Here is a 17306-nt window from a genome sequence, read left to right on the forward strand (position 1 = left end):
AGCTTTTGGGGGTCACTTCACGGACGGGTTCACGGCGTGTCCCGCGAGCGGCGAGGGCACCGCGCCCTCGACCAACCAGGCGGTTGACTGCATCGCAATGCCAGCCGGCAAATCCTCAGAACACTTGCGCACGCAGCGCCAGGGATCCGCACGTCGTCGAACACATCGCTGACCGGCAACTGGTCTAACGAGCCTTTTCGGCCGAGCAGACTTCTGCTGCCGCCTGCCAGCTGCCCACCGGCCGCCAGCCCTGACCTGCGCAGGCCACCGCGCGCCTGCTCCGCGTGATCCACCGCACAGCCGGCAGAAATCCGACGCGACTTTGGCACGGCACGTGCATCTACCCACCCGTACCCGGAACACATCCCCGGGTCTAACGAGGAAACGGGTCATGAATCAGGCTTTGTGGGTCGCCAAAACCGGGCTGGATGCGCAGCAGACGCGCATGTCGGTCATTTCCAACAACCTGGCCAATACCAATACCACCGGCTTCAAGCGCGACCGTGCCGCGTTCGAAGACCTGCTGTATCAACAGGTGCGCGCACCGGGCGGTTCCACCTCCGCGCAGACGCAGCTGCCCACCGGCCTGCAGCTGGGCACCGGTGTGCGCGTGGTCTCCACCTTCAAGGGCTTCGACCAGGGCAGCCAGCAGCAGACCGGCCGCGCCCTCGACGTAATGGTCAACGGCCGCGGCTTCTTCGAAGTGCAGATGCCCGACGGCACCTCTGCCTACACCCGCGACGGCACCTTCCAGATCAATGCGCAGGGTGAACTGGTCACCAACAGCGGCTACCCGCTGCAGCCCGGTATCCAGATCCCCGAAGGTGCGCAGTCGCTGACCATCGGCAACGACGGCACCATCAGCGTGACCCTGGCCGGCCAGGCTGCCGCGCAGGAAATCGGTGCGTTGACGCTGACCGACTTCATCAACCCCTCGGGTCTGCAATCCAAGGGCGAGAACCTGTTCGTCGAAACCACCGCTTCCGGCCCAGCGCAGAACGGCACCCCCGGCCTCAATGGCCTGGGCACCACCGTGCAGGGCGCGCTGGAAGGCAGCAACGTCAACACCGTGGAAGAGCTGGTGAGCATGATCGAGACGCAGCGCGCTTACGAAATGAACGCCAAGGCGATCTCCACCACCGACTCGATGCTCGGTTACTTGAACAACAACGTCTGATCGGCTCGCCGCCCGTCGCCCTCTCAGGAACTCATGCCATGTCCCGCCTGCCTTCTCTCTCTTCGCTGTCCCTTGCCCTTGCCTGCAGCGCGCTGCTGGGTGGCTGCGTGGCGGCCGGCGATGTGCGGCCGTTCGCCGAGCTGGCGCCGATCGTGCCGGTGGTCGCGCCGGTGGCGCAGCCCACCGCCGGTGCGATCTACGCCGCCGGTCCGAGCCTGAACCTGTACGGCGATCGTCGTGCACGCGACGTCGGCGATCTGCTGACGGTGAACCTGGTGGAAAGCACCACCGCCTCGTCCACCGCCAACACCAGCATCAGCAAGAAGGACGCGACCACCATGGCCGCGCCGACCCTGCTGGGTGCGCCGCTCACCGTCGGTGGCCTGAACGTGCTGCAGAACTCGCTGAGCGGCGATCGCAGCTTCGACGGCAAGGGCAATACCGCGCAGAGCAACCGCATGCAGGGCAGCGTGACCGTCACCGTGATGCAGCGCCTGCCCAACGGCAATCTGGTGATCCAGGGCCAGAAGAACCTGCGCCTGACCCAGGGCGACGAGCTGGTGCAGGTGCAAGGCATCGTGCGCGCCGCCGACATCGGCCCGGACAACACCGTGCCTTCGAGCAAGGTGGCCGATGCCCGCATCGCCTACGGCGGCCGCGGCGCGATCGCACAGTCCAATGCAATGGGCTGGCTGAGCCGCTTCTTCAATTCCCGTCTGTCGCCCTACTGAGCCTGCGACCATGAATCTGTCTTCCCTGCCCTTCCGTCTGCTCGCCGCTGCCGTTGCGCTGTGCGCGATCGCCGCGCCGGCCTCGGCCGAACGCATCAAGGATCTTGCCCAGGTCGGCGGCGTGCGCGGCAACGCGCTGGTCGGCTACGGCCTGGTGGTGGGCCTGGATGGCAGCGGCGACCGCACCAGCCAGGCGCCCTTCACCGTGCAGAGCCTGAAGAACCTGCTCGGCGAGCTGGGTGTCAATGTTCCGGCGAACGTCAACCCGCAGCTGAAAAACGTCGCAGCCGTGGCCATCCACGCCGAGCTGCCGCCGTTCGCCAAGCCCGGCCAGCCGATCGACATCACTGTCTCCTCGATCGCCAACGCGGTCTCGCTGCGCGGCGGCTCGCTGCTGATGGCACCGCTCAAAGGCGCCGACGGCCAGGTCTATGCGATGGCGCAGGGCAATCTGGTGGTCGGCGGTTTCGGTGCGCAGGGCAAGGACGGTTCGCGCGTGTCGGTCAACATTCCCAGCGTCGGCCGCATTCCCAACGGCGCCACCGTCGAACGCGCATTGCCGGACGTGTTTGCCGGCAGCGGCGAAATCACCCTGAACCTGCACCAGAACGATTTCACCACCGTCTCGCGCATGGTCGCGGCGATCGACAGCAGCTTCGGCGCCGGTACCGCGCGTGCGGTGGACGGCGTGACCGTGGCAGTGCGCTCGCCGACCGACCCGGGCGCACGCATCGGCCTGCTGGCGCGGCTGGAAAATGTCGAACTCTCGCCGGGCGATGCACCGGCCAAGGTGGTGGTCAATGCACGCACCGGCACCGTGGTCATCGGCCAGCTGGTGCGGGTGATGCCGGCGGCGATTGCGCATGGCTCGCTCACCGTGACCATCAGCGAAAACACCAACGTCAGCCAGCCGGGCGCCTTCAGCGGCGGCCGCACCGCGGTGACCCAGCAATCGACGATCACGGCCACCTCCGAAGGCAGCCGCATGTTCAAGTTCGAAGGCGGCACCACGCTCGATCAGATCGTTCGCGCGGTCAACGAAGTGGGCGCGGCTCCCGGCGACCTGGTCGCCATTCTCGAAGCCCTGAAGCAGGCTGGCGCGCTGACGGCGGAGCTGGAGGTGATCTGACATGCGTATCGCAGCCTCGCCCATTGATCTCAACCCGAGCACCAAGGCCGATCCCGCAAAGATCGACAAGGTCTCACGTCAGCTCGAAGGCCAGTTCGCGCAGATGCTGGTCAAGAGCATGCGCGATGCGAGCTCCGGCGACCCGATGTTTCCGGGCGAAAACCAGATGTTCCGCGAGATGTACGACCAGCAGATGGCCAAGGCCTTGACCGAAGGCAAGGGCCTGGGCCTGTCGGCGATGATCTCCAAGCAGCTGAGCGGCGATGTCGGCGGCCCGGCGTTGAACACCTCGTTGACCACCGCCGAGGCGGCCAAGGCGTACGCCCTGGTGGCCGGCAAGCGCGATGCCTCGTTGCCGCTGCCCGCCCGCGATGGCGCGGCAGGCAGCGTCGGTGCGGCGATCGGCAGCGCCGTCGGCGCAGCTGCAGGAGTCGGCGCAGGCGGCCTGAGCGGGATCGGCATGAGCCAGGTCCTGGATCTGATCGCGGGGCGCAGCGGCGGCAGCGATGCCGGCAGCGACGATGCCGCCGCGCTGAGCTGGCCGTCGGTGAACGACCGCTGGGCCGATGTGGCCGCCAGCGATGCCGCCGATGCCAATGCCGCCGTCAACGCGAGCGCAGCCAGCACTGCTGCGGCCAGCCTGGGAGAGCGCACGCCGGAAGGCTTTGTCGCCAAGATCTGGACGCATGCGCAGAAGGCGGCGCGCGAACTGGGCGTGGACCCGCGCGCGCTGGTCGCGCAGGCCGCGCTGGAGACCGGCTGGGGACGGCGCGGAATCGGCAACGGTGGCGATTCCAACAACCTGTTCGGCATCAAGGCCACCGGCTGGAGCGGCAACAAGGTCACCACCGGCACCCACGAATACGTCAACGGCGTCAAAACCACCGAAACCGCCGATTTCCGCGCCTATGGCTCGGCCGAGGAGAGCTTTGCCGACTACGTCCGCCTGCTGAAGAGCAATAGCCGCTACCAGGGCGCCTTGCAGGCCGGCACCGATATCCGCGGTTTTGCACGCGGCTTGCAACAGGCTGGTTACGCCACCGATCCGGGCTACGCAGCCAAGATCTCGGCGATCGCCAACGGCCCGACCATCGACCGCGCGGTCGCCGCCATCGGCAACGCAGCGGCAGATCTGTCCAACCGTTACGCCAGCACCGCCGAGCCCGCCGGGTTCGGCACCATCCGTCGTTGAGGTAAACGCCCATGTCCATCATGTCCACCGGGACCAGCGCGCTGATCGCCTTCCAACGGGCGTTGTCGACCGTTAGCCATAACGTCGCCAACATCAATACCGAAGGCTACAGCCGCCAGCGGGTGGAATTTGCAACGCGCACGCCCACCGACATGGGCTACGCGTTCGTGGGCAATGGCGCCAAGATCACCGATGTGGGCCGGGTGGCGGATCAGCTGGCCATCTCGCGCCTGCTCGACAGCGGCGGCGAGCTCTCGCGGCTGCAGCAGCTGTCCTCGCTGTCCAACCGCGTGGACGCACTGTATTCCAACACCGCCACCAATGTGGCCGGGCTGTGGTCGAACTTCTTCGACTCCACCAGCGCGGTGTCGTCCAATGCATCGTCCACCGCCGAGCGCCAGAGCATGCTCGACAGCGGCAATTCGCTGGCGACGCGTTTCAAGCAGCTCAACGGGCAGATGGACAGCCTGAGTAATGAAGTCAACAGCGGATTGACGTCCTCGGTGGACGAAGTCAACCGTCTGACCCAGCAGATCGCCAAGATCAACGGCACCATCGGCAACAGCGCGGCCAACGCTTCGCCGGACATGCTCGATCAGCGCGACGCGCTGGTGAGCAAGTTGGTGGGCTATACCGGCGGCACCGCGGTGATGCAGGACGGCGGTTTCATGAATGTCTTCACCGCCGGTGGCCAGGCGCTGGTGGTGGGGACCACCTCGTCCAGGCTCACCACCGTCGCCGACCCCTACCAGCCGACCAAGCTGCAGGTGGCGATGCAGACCCAGGGGCAGAACGTCAGCCTTAGCGCCAACTCGCTGGGCGGGCAGATCGGCGGCCTGCTGGAATTTCGCAGCAGCGTACTGGAGCCGACCCAGGCCGAACTGGGCCGGCTTGCGGTGGGCATGGCCAGCACCTTCAATGCCGGTCACGCGCAGGGCATGGACCTGTACGGCGCGATGGGCGGCAACTTCTTCAACATCGGCTCGCCCACCACTGCCGCCAACCCGAGCAACACCGGCACCGCGTCGCTGACCGCCAGCTTCAGCAACATGTCGGCCGTGGACGGGCAGAACGTCACGCTCAGCTTCGACGGCACCGCGTGGAAGGCCACCAGCGCCAGCACCGGCGCGGCCCTGCCGATGACCGGCACCGGCACGGCTGCCAACCCGCTGGTGCTCAATGGCGTGAGCATGGTGGTCGGCGGCACGCCGGCCAACGGCGACAAATTCCTGCTGCAGCCCACCGCTGGACTGGCCGGTACCTTGTCGGTGGCCATCACCGACCCGTCGCGGATCGCCGCGGCCACCCCGGTCAAGGCCACCGCCACCGTCGCCAACCTGGGCTCGGGCAAGATCAGCGACGTCAAGGTCACCAATGCGCAGAATCCGGCGCTGCTGACCCCGTCGTCGGTGGAGTTCATCGATGCCAATCAATACACCATCGACGGTACCGGCCCGTTCGCCTACACCGCCGGCCAGACCATCAGCGCCAACGGCTGGAGCTTTACGCTGGATGGCGCGCCCAAGGCCGGCGATACGTTCGGCGTCGGCCCGATGGGCGCCGGCTCCAGCGACAACGGCAATGCCAAGTTGCTGGCCAAGATCGACGATGCCAAAGCGCTCAGCGGCGGCACCGTCACGCTCAACGGCGCGCTATCGGGCCTGACCACCTCGGTGGGCTCGGCCGCGCGCGCGGCCGATTACGCGGCCGACGCGCAGAAGGTCATCAACGACCAGGCGCAGGCCAGCCGCGATTCGATTTCCGGCGTCAACCTCGATGAGGAAGCCGCCAACATGCTCAAGCTGCAGCAGGCCTATCAGGCGGCCGCGCAGATGATCTCCACCGCCGACACCATCTTCCAAGCCATCCTGGGCGCCGTACGCTGATGACCGACCGTATCTCCACCAGCATGATGTACAGCCAGTCGATCGCCTCGATGGGCGCCAAGCAGACGCGGCTGAACCAGCTCGAATCGCAGCTGTCCAGCGGCCAGCGCCTGGTCACCGCCAAGGACGATCCGGTCGCAGCGGGCACCGCCGTGGGCCTGGATCGCGCGCTGGCCGCGATCACGCGCTTCGGCGAGAACGCCAACAACGTGCAGAACCGCCTGGGCCTGCAGGAAAACGCGCTCTCGCAAGCCGGCGACAAAATGGCGCGCGTCACCGAATTGGCGGTGCAGGCCAACAATTCCTCGCTCAGCCCCGACGACCGCAAGGCGATCGCCTCGGAGCTGACCGCGTTGCGCGACAGCATGGTGAGCCTGGCCAACAGCACCGACGGCACCGGGCGCTATCTCTTCGGCGGCACCGCCGATGGCAGCGCGCCGTTTATCAAGAGCAATGGCGGCGTCGTCTATAACGGCGACCAGACCCAGAAGCAGGTCGAAGTGGCGCCGGACACCTTTGTCAGCGACACCCTGCCCGGCAGCGAAATCTTCATGCGTATCCGCACCGGCGACGGCACCGTGGACGCGCACCCTTCCAACGCCAATACCGGCACCGGGCTGTTGCTGGATTTCAGCCGCGATGCCAGTACCGGCAGCTGGAATGGCGGCAGCTACAGCGTGCAGTTCACCGCCGCCGACACCTACGAGGTGCGCGACAGCACCAATGCAGTGGTCAGCACCGGCACCTATAAGGATGGCGACGACATCACCGCGGCCGGCGTGCGCATGCGCATCAGCGGCGCACCGGCGGTAGGCGACAGCTTCCAGATCGGCGCCTCCACCACCAAGGACGTGTTCTCCACCATCGACGATCTGGTCGGCGCGCTCAACTCCGATACGCTGACCCCGCCGCAGAAGGCGGCGATGATCAACACGCTGCAGACCTCGATGCGCGACATCGCGCAGGCTTCGTCGAAGATGATCGATGCGCGCGCCTCCGGCGGCGCGCAGTTGTCGGCCATCGACAATGCCAACTCCTTGCTCGAATCCAACGAAGTCACGCTCAAGACCACCTTGTCGTCGATCCGCGATCTGGACTACGCCTCGGCGATCGGGCAGTACGAACTCGAGAAGGCCTCGCTGCAGGCCGCTCAGACCATTTTTCAGCAGATGCAGTCCTCGTCCTTGTTCAACCTGATCCGCTGATTTGCAGCAGAAAACCTGCGTTTTCTTCGCTCCTGCGCGTGAGCACTTGCGCAGGCGGACGGAGTTTATTTTTCGAACGGTTATACCAACGCTAAAGATCTACGGGGTGCTGCCGAATAAACCAAACCCCTTGATACACAACGCTTACGCATTTCGTCCCGCAGCGCAAACGCAGTAAAAAAATACTGAATTTCGCTAAAGGTTCCCGACGCAACGCCGTTATTCATCTCAGCAGCGGCAACGGCCAACTTGATGGCCCCCCTGCGGAGGCTCCGGGCAAGTCCCCCTTGCCGGAAAAATCGCTTAGGAGAAATCAAAATGGCACAGGTAATCAACACCAACGTAATGTCGCTGAACGCTCAGCGTAACCTCAACACCAGCAGCGCCAGCATGTCGACGAGCATCCAGCGTCTGTCGTCTGGCCTGCGCATCAACAGCGCCAAGGACGACGCCGCAGGTCTGGCGATCTCCGAGCGTTTCACCACGCAGATCCGCGGCCTGGACGTTGCCTCGCGCAACGCCAACGACGGTATCTCGCTGGCCCAGACCGCTGAAGGCGCGATGGTCGAAATCGGCAGCAACCTGCAGCGTATCCGCGAGCTGTCGGTGCAGTCGTCCAACGCCACCAACTCGTCCACCGACCGCGACGCGCTGAACTCGGAAGTCAAGCAGCTCACCGCCGAAATCGACCGCGTCGCCAACCAGACCAACTTCAACGGCACCAAGCTGCTGAACGGCGACTTCTCCGGCGCGCTGTTCCAGGTCGGCGCCGACGCCGGCCAGACCATCGGCATCAACAGCATCGTCGACGCCAACGTCGATTCGCTGGGCAAGGCCAACTTCGCCGCCGCGGTCTCCGCTGCCGGCGTGTCGGGCACCGCCACCGCCTCGGGTTCGGTCACCGGCATCAGCCTGTCGTTCAAGGACGCCAGCGGCGCAGCCAAGAGCGTCACCATCGCTGACGTCAAGGTCGGCGCCGGCGACACCGCTGCCGACGTCAACAAGAAGGTTGCCTCGGCGATCAACGACAAGCTCGACCAGACCGGCATGTACGCCTCGATCAAGAGCGACGGCACGGTGCAGATCGAATCGCTGAAGGCTGGCCAGGACTTCACCTCGCTGTCGGCTGGTACCTCCAGCGCTGCCGGCATCACCGTCGGCGCCGGCATCACCACCGCCTCGGCCGCTTCCGGCTCCACCGCTTCGACCCTGAGCAGCCTGGACATCTCCACGTTCTCCGGCTCGCAGAAGGCCCTGGAAATCGTCGACAAGGCGCTGACCGCGGTCAACTCCTCGCGCGCCGACATGGGTGCGGTGCAGAACCGCTTCACCTCCACCATCGCCAACCTGAGCGCCACCTCGGAAAACCTGTCGGCCTCGCGTAGCCGTATCCGCGACACCGACTACGCCAAGGAAACCGCCGAGCTGACCCGCACGCAGATCCTGCAGCAGGCCGGTACCGCGATGCTGGCCCAGGCCAAGTCGGTTCCGCAGAACGTGCTGAGCCTGCTGCAGTAACCTGCCCGGGTCATCAGCAGCGCTGCGCAGCAAGTCGAAAGCCCCTCTTCGGAGGGGCTTTTTTGTGGGCGCGGGTTTTTTGACGCCGGTCGATTGGCGCGGCGGGCACGGAAGTTGCATCGGTCTTGTGGTGAGGCAGACGTATCGGCGCCGCTCAAGTCCTCCCGGATGCGGCCGATACCCGTCTCGTAATCCCATGCATCCGCTGTCCGGATGCCCAGACGAGGAATGCAACATGGCATCGGTGATCAGTACCTCCGGCTCCGGGCTGGATATCCCCACCGTGGTGTCCACCCTGGTATCCCGTCAGAAGGATCCGGAGCAGGCGCGCATCAACAAGGCCGGTACCGCCGCGACCACGCAGCTGTCGGCCATCAGCCAGATCAAGAGCAGCATGACCACGCTCAAGTCTGCGCTGGACAAGGTCGTCAGCAGCGCCGATACCAACGCCTACAAGGCCACGGTGCCCACCGATGCCGGTTTTACCGCCACCACCACCAGTTCGGCTGCCCCCGGTAACTACTCGGTGGAAGTGGTCTCGCTGGCCAGCGCGCAAAAGCTCGCCTCCGGCGCGTTCGCCGCCGATGCCACGGTCGGCAGCGGCACGCTGACCATCGGCTACGGCGACAAGAGCATCACCGTGGACATCAGTGGCACCGACAAGCTCACCGATATCGCCGCCGCCATCAACAAGGCGGCCGGCGGCAAGGGCGTCACCGCCAGCGTGGTGACCGCCAACGACGGCCAGCACCTGGTGTTCAACGCGGTCGACTCCGGTACCAAGGGGGCATTGACCGTCAGTGCCAGCGACCCCAGCCTGAGCGGGCTCACCTACGGCCCCGGCGTCACCGGCGGCCTAAACCAGACCGTGGCCGCCGCCGATGCGCTGGTGCGCGTGGACGGCTTCGAGCGCACCTCCAGCTCCAACACCATTACCGACATCGTGCCGGGCGTGGTGCTCAACCTGACCAAGGCTGCCGAAGGCACCAAGGTCAATCTGGGCATTGCGGCCGACACCAGCGGCCTGAAGGCCAATCTCACCGCATACGCGGCCGCCTACAACACCGCCAACACCCTGCTGGCCAAGAGCAGCGCCTACGACGCCACCACCAAGACTGCCGCAGCGTTGACCGGCGACCCGCTGGTGCGCGGCCTGCAGCAGCAGCTGCGCGGCCAGGTCAGCGGCAATCTCAACGAGCTCAGGGCACTGGGCCTGACCATCGACAAGGATGGGGTGATGAGCTTTGACGGCGGCAAGTTCGACACCGCCGTTGCCGCCGACGGCGGCGCCGCTGCCGAGGTGTTCGGCAAGGACAGCAAGTACGGTTCCGCCATGACCAAGTTGCTGGACAGCAACGTCAACGTCACCACCGGCACCCTGACCCTGCGCTCGGACAGCTTGAACAAGACCATCAAGGGCTATGAGTCCGACCTGGACGACCTCGACGCACGCATGACCAAGCTCTCCGATCGCTACACCGCGCAGTTCACCGCGATGGAAACCATGATCAGCAAGCTGCAGAGCAGTACCAGCTCGCTCAGCAGCCTGCTGACAAGCTGATTTCCGTGATGCCAGTCCTCAAGTCGTACGCCGATGTTGCCGATAAAAGAAGTACCTATCGTGATGTCGGCCTTGCCTCTTGGCAGGAGCGTTGTCGCAGGAGCACCCCGCTCCGGGACCAGCGAAGGCCAGCCAATTGAGGGAGTCATCCATGTACGGTTCCAATCGTCAGTATGCCGAGCAATACCGCAAGGTCGGCGTGTCCACCAGCGTCACCGAAGCCGACCCGCACAAGCTGGTGTCGCTGCTGTTCGCCGGTGCCTGCCAGCGCATTCGCCTGGCCCAGGCCTGCATGGTGCAGGGCGACCAGGCACGCAAGGGCAAGGCCATTGGCGAAGCCTGCGCGATCGTCGGTCATTTGAACGGCTCGCTCGATCACGAAGCCGGCGGCGAGATCGCTGGTAACCTGTCGGCCCTGTACGACTACGTCATGCAGCGCCTGACCGCTGCCAACCTGCACAACGACGAGACCGCGTTGACCGAAGCGCTGGATTTGCTCAGCGAAATCGATTCGGCGTGGAACTCGATCCCCCTCGAACAACGCGGCCTCGCTGCGGTTTCCTGAGTCCAGCCATGCATAGCGCGCAAAGCCTTCAAGCCGAAATCGCCGACCTCCGCCTCGCCATGGCGCAAGAGGATTTCGAGGCGATGCCGTTCCTGCTCGACAGCCACGACCTGCACTTGCGCGAGTATGCGCAGCACGCGGATCTGGGCCAGGACCGCGACGCGCTGCAGGCCTTGCAGACGATGCAGCAGGACTTGATGCGGATGATGCTCGACCGTCGCCGCAAGCTGCTGGATCTGATCCGCGCCCAGCGCACTTCCTCGTCGGCCAGCCGCGCCTACGCCCGGGTCGGACGGATCTGATGACCGCGCTCGGCACACTCGCGCCCTCCGCCGATGCCGAGCTGTTTACCGACACGCTCAGTTGCGAACTGCGTCTGCCGGCCGGCTTTCGCGCTGGCGCCGATGCCGATGCCGGCTCGCACAGCGCCGCAGAGACGCTGCTGCGCAGCCTGGGCCAGGTCGAAGACCTGCGTAGCGATGAGACCAGCGAAGACCGGGGCGAACTGCCGCTGCTGGTGCAGCGAATGGATGCCAAGCTCGATCTGATGCTGGCGCTGATCGGCCGCCTGGTCCGCCAGGGCGACAGCGGCCTGATCCAGAATATGGTGCATTGGTCGGTCCGCGGGATCCGCCTGAATTGCGCAACCAGCCACGTGCCGGGCACGAGCGGCAGCGTCTGCCTGCAACCGTCCGACTGGCTTCCTGAATTGGTACAGCTTCCCGCTGAGGTACTGGCAAGCGCCACCGATGGCCGCGATCAGTGGCTTTGGCTGCGGTTCGCGCCACTCTCACCGGGTTTGCAGGAGGCTCTGGAACGCCATCTGTTTCGTCTGCATCGCCGCCAGATCGCCGATGCCCGCCGCCAGCGCTAATCCCGATGGTTGGCGCCGGGCGCCGGGTCGGCTAAGGTGCCCCATACCGAAAAAAGGTCTCTTCTGCGCCGTGCGAGTCATCATCGTCGACGATCACACCCTTGTCCGTGCAGGCCTGTCCAGGCTGCTGCAAACCTTTGCCGGTATCGACGTCGTCGGCGAGGCCAGCAACGCGCAACAAGCCCTGGACATGACATCCCTGCATCGCCCGGATCTGGTGCTGATGGACCTGTCCCTGCCCGGCCGTAGCGGCCTGGATGCCATGACCGACGTGCTGCGCGCTGCGCCGCGCACGCATGTGGTGATGATGTCGATGCACGACGACCCGGTGCATGTGCGCGATGCGCTCGATCGCGGCGCGGTCGGTTTCGTGGTCAAGGACGCTGCGCCGCTGGAGCTGGAACTGGCGCTACGCGCCGCAGCTGCCGGCCAGGTGTTCCTGAGCCCGCAGATCTCGTCCAAGATGATCGCGCCGATGCTGGGCCGCGAAAAACCGGTCGGCATTGCGGCGCTGTCGCCGCGCCAGCGTGAAATCCTGCGAGAGATCGGCCGCGGACAGAGCAACAAGGAAATCGCTGCCGACCTGGGCATCAGCGTCAAGACGGTGGAAACCCATCGCGCGCGCATGATGGAGTCGTTGGGCTGCCGTCGCGCCAACGACCTGGTCCTGCTGGCCGCCAAGCATCACAACGAACTGGTCTGAGCGATTGCAGGCGCAATCGCCCTATCGGTGAGGCGAAGGACCCGGCGCGGCCCGCACCGGGCTGCTGCGGCAAAAACAGTGACGGAATTCCGTCGGGCACGGTTGAGCTCGCCCATCATGTCAGGGAGTTCCTGACAGACTGTCAGGAAAATCATGAGTCACCTCACCTGACTCCCTGATTAGAAACCCGTCGCTTTGTCCTGCAAGATGCGTTCCATCGCTGCTGCATGCAGCGCCCTTCGGAAGCGCTTCCATGAAGACGACTATTTCCGCCCAGCTTGGCCAGCAACTGCACCTCACCCCGCAGCTGCTGCAGTCGATCCGTCTGTTGCAACTGGACGGCATGCAGTTGGAACTGGAAATCCGTCGCGCCCTGGAAACCAATCCGTTGCTGGAGTTGGAAGAGCTGGCCGATACCGGGGACGAGGCCACCACCAACGACGATGGCGCCAGCGATGTCGCCGCCTTCGACGAGCTGCCGGAAAGCACGATGTGGGACGTGCAGAGCAGCAGCTGGAACGATGGCGACGACGACCGCATGCAGCGCGTGGCCGCCGGCGAGTCCACCGACCCGCATGTGCGCATCCTGCGCGAACTGGCGCTGGACCTGGACGAGGCCGCATTGGGGGCCGCCGCGTTCTGGTTGGAGCAGACCGACGATGCCGGGTATCTGACCGAGGCGCTGTCGACGCTGCAGCAGCTCGGCGCTACGCGCCTGGGTATGACCGTGGAGGCAGTGGAAGCGATCCGCCAACGCCTGTTGCACGGCGACCCGGCGGGCCTGGCCGCCTGCGACCTGCGCGAATGCCTGCAAGCCCAGTTGAGCGCCCTGCCCGGCCGCGTTCCGGCCCGTCATCTGGCCGCGCGCATCCTGGCCGGGGATCTGGATCTGCTGGCCAGCCACGACTACGCGCTGCTGGCGCGTGCGCACGATGCCGAAGTGGACGACGCACGCGAAGCGGTGCGGCTGATCCTGTCGCTGCAGCCGCGTCCGGGCGACGACCTGCTGCAGGAAAGCAACGCCAGTGTGATTCCGGATGTGCTCGCCTGGCATGCCGATGGCAGCTGGCGCGTGGCGTTGAACCCGGCAACCACCCATCGCGTCAGCATCAACCCGGTGCACGAACGCGCGCTGGCCGAGGCCGGCGATGCCGCGCAGCCGCTGCGCGACATGCTGCAGGAAGCGCGCTGGCTGACCCGTGGGCTGTCGATGCGCTACGAAACCCTGCTGCGCGCCACGCGTGCGATCGTCGAACGCCAGGCCGCCTTCCTGGCGCGCGGCGAGGAAGCGATGGCGCCGCTGACCCTGAAGGAAATCGCCGACGAGATCGGCATGCACGAATCCACCATTTCGCGCATCACCACCGGCAAATACCTGCAAACCCCGCGTGGCACCTTCGAACTCAAGCATTTCTTTGCCGTGCGGCTCGAAGGCGCCAGCGTCTCCGGCCAGGCGGTCAAGGCCATGGTGCGTCGCTTGATCGAGAGCGAGCCGGCGGGTCGCCCGCTGGCCGACGAAGCCATCGCCGGCCTGTTGTCGCGTCAGGGCGTTAATATTGCGCGCCGGACCGTGGCCAAGTACCGCGAACAACTGGACATCGCCCCGGCCCGCGAGCGCCGCCGTAACAACAAACCGCTGCTTGCGCGAGCGGGATAAGGACTACTATGAGCAAACTCACCGTGCTGCTGGTCGACGACCACGAGGGCTTCATCAACGCTGCGATGCGTCATTTTCGCAAAGTGGAGTGGCTCAACATCGTGGGCAGTGCCGCCAATGGACTGGAAGCGATCGAGCGCTCTGAGTCGCTGCGCCCCAATGTCGTGTTGATGGATCTGGCCATGCCCGAGATGGGAGGCCTGCAGGCCACGCGTCTGATCAAGACACAGGACGATCCGCCGTATATTGTCATCGCGAGCCACTTCGACGATGCCGAGCATCGTGAACACGCTCTTCGCGCGGGTGCTGACAATTTTGTCAGCAAGCTGTCCTATATCCAGGAAGTCATGCCAATCCTGGAGGGCCTGACGGAAGGAGCCAGGAATGAGTGAGTCCCGCATTCTGTTGATCGACAGTGACGCCGTGCGCGCCGAGCGTACCGTCTCGCTGCTCGAATTCATGGACTTCAATCCCCGCTGGGTCACCGACGGCGCCGACATCAACCCTGGCCGTCACCGCCACGATGAGTGGATGGCGGTGATGGTGGGCTCGGCGCAGGACGCCGCGCAGGCCGATAAATTCTTCGACTGGCTGGCCGATGCCAAGCTGCCGCCACCGGTGCTGTTGATGGAAGGCAGCCCGACCACGTTTGCACAGACCCACGGCCTGCACGAGGCCAACGTGTGGGCGCTGGACACGCCGCTGCGCCACGCACAGCTGGAAGCACTGCTGCGCCGGGCAAGCCTCAAGCGCCTGGATGCAGAGCACCAGGCCGGCGTGCAGCAGGACACCGGGCCGACCGGCAACAGCGAGGCGGTGACCCGTCTGCGCCGGCTGATCGACCAGGTGGCCGCGTTCGACACCACCGTGCTGGTACTGGGCGAATCGGGCACCGGCAAGGAGGTCGTCGCCCGCGCCATCCACCAGCACTCGCCGCGTCGTGACGGGCCGTTTGTGGCGATCAACTGCGGCGCGATCCCGCCGGATCTGCTGGAAAGCGAACTCTTCGGCCACGAAAAAGGCGCCTTCACCGGCGCGCTGACCACACGCAAGGGCCGCTTCGAAATGGCCGAAGGCGGCACCCTGCTGCTGGACGAAATCGGCGACATGAGCCTGCCGATGCAGGTGAAGTTGCTGCGCGTGCTGCAGGAGCGCAGTTTCGAGCGCGTGGGCGGTGGACAGACCATCCGCTGCAACGTGCGCGTGATCGCCGCCACCCACCGCAATCTGGAAACCCGCATCAGCGATGGCCAGTTCCGCGAGGATCTGTTCTATCGCCTCAACGTGTTCCCGATCGAAATGCCGGCGCTGCGCGAGCGCGTCGACGATCTGGCCATGCTGGTGCAGACCATCGCCGGGCAACTGGCGCGCACCGGTCGTGGTGGAGTGCGCTTTGCCGACGAAGCCCTGCAGGCACTGCGCAGCTACGACTGGCCGGGCAATGTGCGCGAACTGACCAACCTGGTGGAGCGCCTGGCGGTGCTGCATCCAGGCGGCCTGGTGCGCGTGCAGGACCTGCCGGCGCGCTATCGCGGCGATTTCGCATCGTCCATTCCGGTCGAGCTGCCGCCAGAGCCGGCCCTGGTGACGGCGCCTGCCGACGTCAACGCCCTGCCGAGCAATGTGGTGACGCTGCAACCCAAGACCGCCGACGCCGAACCGGTCTCTGCTGCCAGCCTGCCCGACGATGGCATCGACCTGCGTGGCCACATGGCCAACATCGAGCTGGCCCTGATCAACGAGGCCCTGGAACGCACCCAGGGGGTGGTTGCACATGCGGCCCAGTTGCTCGGCCTGCGCCGCACCACGCTGGTGGAGAAGCTGCGCAAGTACGGCATCGACCGCGAGCAGACGGAGCTGGCGAACTGAGCCGGCCATCGCTCCGCCAGCGCCCGCTGGCATAGCGCTTGCTTCAACAGGTTCATTCCGCCCGCAACCACCGGTTGCGGCGGAATCCCGACATCCACCGTCCCAGCGAGGCATTGATGCCCATCCCCGTCACCAGTCCGCTGCTGCCGCCGCTGGAAGACTTTCTGCCGTATCTGGAACGGATCTGGACCAGTCGCATCGTCAGCAACGGGGGCGAAATGCACCGTGCGCTCGAGCAGGCGCTGTGCGACTACCTGGGCGTGCCGCATCTGGCCCTGCTGACCAACGGCACCACCGCGTTGATTACCGCCTTGCAGGCGCTGCGCATCACCGGCGAAGTCATCACCACGCCCTACTCCTTCGTGGCCACGGCGCACTCGTTGCTGTGGAAGAGCATCACCCCGGTCTTCGTGGATATCGATCCGATGACGCTCAACATGGACCCGTCCAAGATCGAGGCAGCGATCACTCCGCAGACCACCGCCATCATGCCGGTGCACTGCTATGGCACCGCGTGCGATACCACGGCAATCACGCGCATCGCCGACATCTACAACCTCAAGGTGATCTACGACGCGGCGCATGCGTTTGGCGTGCGTGATGCCGGCGGATCGATCCTGCGCCACGGCGACCTGAGCGTGTTGAGCTTCCACGCCACCAAGGTATTCAACACCTTCGAAGGCGGCGCCATCGTGTGCCCGGACGAAAGAACCTATCAACGCATCGGGCACCTGAAGAATTTCGGCTTCGTCGACGAAACCACGGTGGTGGCACCGGGCATCAACGGCAAGATGAACGAGATCAGCGCGGCATTCGGCCTGTTGCAGCTCAAGCATATCGACGAGGCCATTGCGCAGCGCAGCGCCATCGACGCGCAGTACCGGCAACGCCTGAGCGAGGTGCGTGGCATCCGCTGCGTCGCAGCACCGCAGCATTCCAGCGCCAATCATGCGTATTTTCCGATCCTGGTGCAGGACGACTACCCGCTGGCGCGCGATGCGCTGTACCAATTGATGCGCGAGCACGGCATTCTGGTACGACGTTATTTCTATCCGTTGATCAGCGACTTCCCGATGTATCGCGCCCTGCCCTCGTCGGCACCGGCGTGGCTGCCGGTAGCGCGCTCGGTGGCGGCCCAAGTATTGTGCCTGCCGATCTTTCCCGGCTTGAGCAGCGAACAGGTCGATACCATTGCCGACCTGATCGCCGGCGCACAGGCAACCTGATCGCACCACGCTG

Annotated in this window: 16 protein-coding genes; all 16 read left to right on the forward strand. The window is 65.5% G+C overall.

Annotation, left to right across the window (positions count from 1 at the left end; all coding sequences use genetic code 11):
- Positions 1–391: 391 nt before the first annotated feature.
- Complete coding sequence (gene flgG / locus Y887_RS09935; RefSeq protein ID WP_046964176.1) at positions 392–1177, forward strand: flagellar basal-body rod protein FlgG; 786 nt, start codon at positions 392–394, stop codon at positions 1175–1177.
- A gap of 38 nt (positions 1178–1215) precedes the next feature.
- A complete protein-coding gene (gene flgH / locus Y887_RS09940; RefSeq protein WP_046964177.1) occupies positions 1216–1908 on the forward strand; it encodes a flagellar basal body L-ring protein FlgH in 693 nt (230 codons plus the stop codon).
- Positions 1909–1918: 10 nt separating this feature from the next.
- Positions 1919–3037, forward strand: coding sequence for a flagellar basal body P-ring protein FlgI (locus Y887_RS09945; protein ID WP_046964178.1), 1119 nt, complete (start codon positions 1919–1921; stop codon positions 3035–3037).
- A 1-nt stretch (position 3038) separates the two neighbouring features.
- Positions 3039–4229 carry a flagellar assembly peptidoglycan hydrolase FlgJ gene (locus Y887_RS09950; protein WP_046964179.1) on the forward strand — a complete coding sequence of 397 codons (1191 nt, stop codon included), beginning with the start codon at positions 3039–3041 and terminating at the stop codon, positions 4227–4229.
- Between the two features lie 11 nt (positions 4230–4240).
- Positions 4241–6115: a flagellar hook-associated protein FlgK gene (gene flgK, locus Y887_RS09955; protein WP_046964180.1), complete on the forward strand. Its 1875-nt coding sequence runs from the start codon at positions 4241–4243 to the stop codon at positions 6113–6115.
- Positions 6115–7320 carry a flagellar hook-associated protein FlgL gene (flgL, locus tag Y887_RS09960; protein ID WP_046964181.1) on the forward strand — a complete coding sequence of 402 codons (1206 nt, stop codon included), beginning with the start codon at positions 6115–6117 and terminating at the stop codon, positions 7318–7320. Before flgK ends, flgL begins: the two co-directional genes overlap by 1 nt.
- A gap of 318 nt (positions 7321–7638) precedes the next feature.
- Positions 7639–8838, forward strand: coding sequence for a flagellin (locus Y887_RS09965; protein ID WP_046964182.1), 1200 nt, complete (start codon positions 7639–7641; stop codon positions 8836–8838).
- 235 nt (positions 8839–9073) lie between these two features.
- Positions 9074–10399 carry a flagellar filament capping protein FliD gene (gene fliD / locus Y887_RS09970; protein ID WP_046964183.1) on the forward strand — a complete coding sequence of 442 codons (1326 nt, stop codon included), beginning with the start codon at positions 9074–9076 and terminating at the stop codon, positions 10397–10399.
- A gap of 151 nt (positions 10400–10550) precedes the next feature.
- Positions 10551–10964, forward strand: coding sequence for a flagellar export chaperone FliS (gene fliS, locus Y887_RS09975; RefSeq protein ID WP_046964184.1), 414 nt, complete (start codon positions 10551–10553; stop codon positions 10962–10964).
- An 8-nt stretch (positions 10965–10972) separates the two neighbouring features.
- Positions 10973–11266, forward strand: a complete 294-nt coding sequence (locus tag Y887_RS09980) for a hypothetical protein (protein WP_046964185.1) — start codon at positions 10973–10975, stop codon at positions 11264–11266.
- Positions 11266–11838 carry a PilZ domain-containing protein gene (locus Y887_RS09985; RefSeq protein ID WP_046964186.1) on the forward strand — a complete coding sequence of 191 codons (573 nt, stop codon included), beginning with the start codon at positions 11266–11268 and terminating at the stop codon, positions 11836–11838. The genes Y887_RS09980 and Y887_RS09985 overlap by 1 nt, the downstream gene beginning before the upstream one ends.
- A 70-nt stretch (positions 11839–11908) precedes the next feature.
- On the forward strand, positions 11909–12541 hold the full coding sequence (locus tag Y887_RS09990) for a response regulator transcription factor (RefSeq protein ID WP_003482986.1): 633 nt from the start codon (positions 11909–11911) through the stop codon (positions 12539–12541).
- Positions 12542–12794: 253 nt separating this feature from the next.
- Positions 12795–14198, forward strand: coding sequence for an RNA polymerase factor sigma-54 (gene rpoN, locus Y887_RS09995; RefSeq protein WP_046964187.1), 1404 nt, complete (start codon positions 12795–12797; stop codon positions 14196–14198).
- 8 nt (positions 14199–14206) lie between these two features.
- Complete coding sequence (locus Y887_RS10000) at positions 14207–14590, forward strand: response regulator (protein ID WP_005997154.1); 384 nt, start codon at positions 14207–14209, stop codon at positions 14588–14590.
- Entirely contained in the window at positions 14583–16067 is a 1485-nt protein-coding gene (locus tag Y887_RS10005; protein WP_046964188.1) for a sigma-54 dependent transcriptional regulator, read from the forward strand. The genes Y887_RS10000 and Y887_RS10005 overlap by 8 nt, the downstream gene beginning before the upstream one ends.
- 116 nt (positions 16068–16183) lie before the next feature.
- Positions 16184–17293 (forward strand): DegT/DnrJ/EryC1/StrS family aminotransferase, encoded by a 1110-nt coding sequence (locus Y887_RS10010; RefSeq protein WP_046964189.1) that lies wholly within the window; start codon positions 16184–16186, stop codon positions 17291–17293.
- Positions 17294–17306 lie beyond the last annotated feature (13 nt).

It is taken from the genome of Xanthomonas pisi DSM 18956 (genome assembly GCF_001010415.1).
In the GTDB taxonomy this organism is placed as follows: Bacteria; Pseudomonadota; Gammaproteobacteria; order Xanthomonadales; family Xanthomonadaceae; genus Xanthomonas; species Xanthomonas pisi.